The sequence below is a fragment of the Microbacterium sp. UBA837 genome, assembly GCF_002296025.1.
GTDB lineage: Bacteria > Actinomycetota > Actinomycetes > Actinomycetales > Microbacteriaceae > Microbacterium.
The window spans coordinates 1-2,975 of record NZ_DBHD01000087.1 but is presented as its reverse complement, the minus strand read 5'-3'; the positions used below and the strand labels follow the sequence as shown (position 1 = coordinate 2,975).

The following is a 2,975-nucleotide window of genomic DNA, read 5'->3' as shown; positions in this document are numbered from 1 at the left end:
AAGCGCTGCGCCGCGAGTGCGGCGCGTGCAGCCGCTCGCGCTCGTCGAGTTTGAGGCTCGATGGCACGTATACGGGCTCGATCTGGACCTCGACGCACCGCGAACGTTCCTGCTGACCCGCATCGTGGATGACGTGGTGATCACCCGAACCGTCGGAGATCCAGTGCTGCGTGAAGGTGCGGGCGAGCGCGCTCTCGAGGGATTGCGTGAGCTCGCAGCTCGGCAGCGGGCTCTCGTAGAGATCGACCCTGGCACCGAGGCATGGCTGCGGTTGTCTCGTCGTGCCGAGCCTGCTGCGCAGGGCTACTGGGTGCCGTACGTCGACCTTCAGATCTTCGCCGATGAGCTGGCGTCATACGGTCCCGAAGTCCGTGTCGTCGAACCGGATGAGGTCAGGTCCGAGGTGATTCGCCGGCTCCGGGCCGCGCGCGACGCTCACGCGGGAGAAGCCCCGTGAGCGGCGCGTCAGTGGCAACGGACCGCGCGGCGCTGCTCCTGCAGCTCGTCCCGTACCTCATCTCGAAGGAAGAAGTGTCTGTCGCCGAGGCCGCAGACGAGTTCGACGTCGCCCCCGAACAGATGCGCACCATGGTGCGTGGGCTGACCGTGATCGGGCTGCCAGGTGACTCCGGCTACTGGCAGATGGCGAACGAACTGTTCGACATCGACTGGGACCTTCTCGAGGAACGCGACCTCATCGTCATCACGAACTCGGTGGGTCTGGAGCGTGCACCTCGCCTCACGGCGCGGGAAGCGGCGGCTCTGCTGGCGGGACTCCAGCTCGCCGCCACGATCCCCGGCGTCGGAGACTCGCAACTGTATGCCGGGCTGCTGGCGAAGCTCGCGCGCGGGGCGTCACGGACCCCCGCGGCCGTCGTCGTCGCCTCCGAACCGGTGGATGCCGTCAGGCGGCTGGTGACGGATGCTCTGGGTCAGCGCGTCGCGGTGAGTTTCACCTATAAGACACCCGAGGGAGCTCCCACGACCCGCACCGTCGATCCGGTGAAGGTGCTCATCGCGCAAGGACAGTGGTATCTGCAGGGGTGGTGCCATCTGCGCGAGGCGATGCGGACCTTCCATCTCGATCGCGTGAGCGACCTCGCGCTGACCGACATCCCAATCACGCACGGGCAGGAATCGGCGCCGGACTGGTTCGATGCGACCGGGCGCGATGCGGGTGATGAGGTGATCGTGACATTGGAGTTCCCGGCATCCGTCGCGCCTCTTCTGGGTGACTATCTTGATCGGGCCACCGTCACGACCGCGGCAGCGGTGAGCACGGCGCGGATGCGGGTTGCAGACGAGGTGAGCCTTCGGCGCCTGGCCGCACGACGCGGGGGAGACGTGCGGATTCTCGCGCCGACAGGCGCCCGCGAAGCGGCGCGGGAGTGGGCTGAGGCGGGCCTCGCCCAGTACCCCGAGCAGACATAAGAAGACCAAAACAGGGATATGGACGGTTCTCAGTCCAGGTTCCGGCGCCCGTGAGTGGCGCCGGGGTAGACTTCAGGCACCGCAATCGTGAGGAGACCCCATGGGGAACGCATTCGGGTGGCCGCACCTGCTGATCATTCTCGCGGTGATCCTGTTGCTGTTCGGCGCGGCGAAGCTGCCCGCGCTGGCAAAGAGCCTCGGCCAGTCCGCCCGTGTCTTCAAGGGCGAGATGAAGGCCATGAAGGACGACGACTCCAAGGATGCCGCGAAGCCCGACGTCGCAGCGTCCGAAGCCGCTGACTCGTCCTCGACGGGTTCTGCTGGCTCGTCGCAGGCCGCGTCATCCAGCGGCCGAGATTCCACAGCCTGACCCGGCCGCGTGGCGACCAGTTCCCTGCCGGAGGTAGGAGAGCCCGACCGGCCGCGCCGTGACCGGAGGATGTCTCTCGGGCAACATCTGATCGAGTTGCGCAAGCGGCTCATGATCGCTGCCCTCGCGCTCGTCGTCGGCATGGTGGTGGCGTTCATCATCACCGATCCGATCATCCGGCTGATTACGATTCCGATCGCAGATGTGGCGGCCATGCGTGGCGAGACCGACAAGGTCGAGGTGATGTTCACGACGATCACCGGTCCGTTCGATCTCCGCATCCGAATCGCTTTCGCGACCGGTCTTCTGATCTCTGCACCGGTCTGGCTGTGGCAGATCTGGGCTTTCATCATGCCGGGACTCACAAGGAAAGAAGTCGGCTACACGGCGGGGTTCGTCGGGGCAGCTGTTCCGCTGTTCTTCGCGGGGACTACCGTGGGGTGGCTCGTGCTCCCGCACGTCGTCGAGATCATGGCGACCTTTGCTCCAGACCAGACTTCCCTGTTCTACGAGGCAACGTACTACTACGACTTCGTCTTCAAGTTCCTCCTTGTGGTCGGGGTTTCTTTCGTCCTACCCGTCTTCCTCGTTGCTTTGAACGTCGCGGGGGTGATCTCGGGCCGCGGCATTCTCAAAGGGTGGCGGGTTGCAGTGCTGGTGGCTACCCTCTTCGCGGCGGTTGCAACACCCGCAGCTGACGCCGTGTCAATGCTGATGTTGGCAGGCATCCTCGTCGTGCTCTTCTTCGCGGCAGCCGGTGTGTCGCTACTGTTCGACCGACGCAGATCCAAGCGCGAGGCAGCCCTGCTGCCGCCCGAGGCGACGGGGTGAGTGCTCCAAGCCCAGCGGAGCGATTTGCGCGGGCCGAAGCAGCCCGTGCGTATCCGGTCACGGCGGCGTTCGCCGACGATCAGCGTTTCGATCTCGATCCGTTTCAGATGGCCGGATGCCACGCGCTCGAGTCGGGGCGAAGCGTGCTCGTCGCTGCGCCCACGGGGGCGGGAAAGACCATTGTCGGCGAGTTCGCGATTCATCTGGCGATGCGGGAGCCCTCCGACAAGGCGTTCTACACGACGCCGATGAAGGCGCTGTCGAACCAGAAGTTCCGCGAACTCGTCGATGTCTATGGGCCCGATGATGTGGGGCTTCTCACCGGAGACACCAACATCAACGG

The 2,975-nt window shown here is 65.4% G+C and carries 5 protein-coding genes; all 5 read left to right on the top strand.

The features are described from left to right. Positions 1-457: helix-turn-helix transcriptional regulator (locus B3587_RS06395; RefSeq protein ID WP_292727257.1), on the top strand; the 457-nt coding region annotated here is incomplete at its 5' end. Next, a complete protein-coding gene (locus tag B3587_RS06390; protein WP_292727255.1) occupies positions 454-1,431 on the top strand; it encodes a helix-turn-helix transcriptional regulator in 978 nt (325 codons plus the stop codon). The genes B3587_RS06395 and B3587_RS06390, both read left to right, overlap by 4 nt. A gap of 100 nt (positions 1,432-1,531) precedes the next feature. Then, positions 1,532-1,801, top strand: a complete 270-nt coding sequence (tatA, locus tag B3587_RS06385; RefSeq protein ID WP_228179074.1) for a Sec-independent protein translocase subunit TatA — start codon at positions 1,532-1,534, stop codon at positions 1,799-1,801. A 69-nt stretch (positions 1,802-1,870) separates the two neighbouring features. Continuing rightward, on the top strand, positions 1,871-2,632 hold the full coding sequence (tatC, locus tag B3587_RS06380; RefSeq protein WP_292727253.1) for a twin-arginine translocase subunit TatC: 762 nt from the start codon (positions 1,871-1,873) through the stop codon (positions 2,630-2,632). After that, positions 2,629-2,975: DEAD/DEAH box helicase (locus B3587_RS06375; RefSeq protein ID WP_292727251.1), on the top strand; the 347-nt coding region annotated here is incomplete at its 3' end. The genes tatC and B3587_RS06375, both read left to right, overlap by 4 nt.

Excerpts from the sequence above, each read along its gene's own strand:
- tatA (WP_228179074.1), top strand. The coding sequence starts at position 1,532 with ATGGGGAACGCATTCGGGTGGCCGCACCTGCTGATCATTCTCGCGGTG.
- tatC (WP_292727253.1), top strand. The coding sequence starts at position 1,871 with ATGTCTCTCGGGCAACATCTGATCGAGTTGCGCAAGCGGCTCATGATC.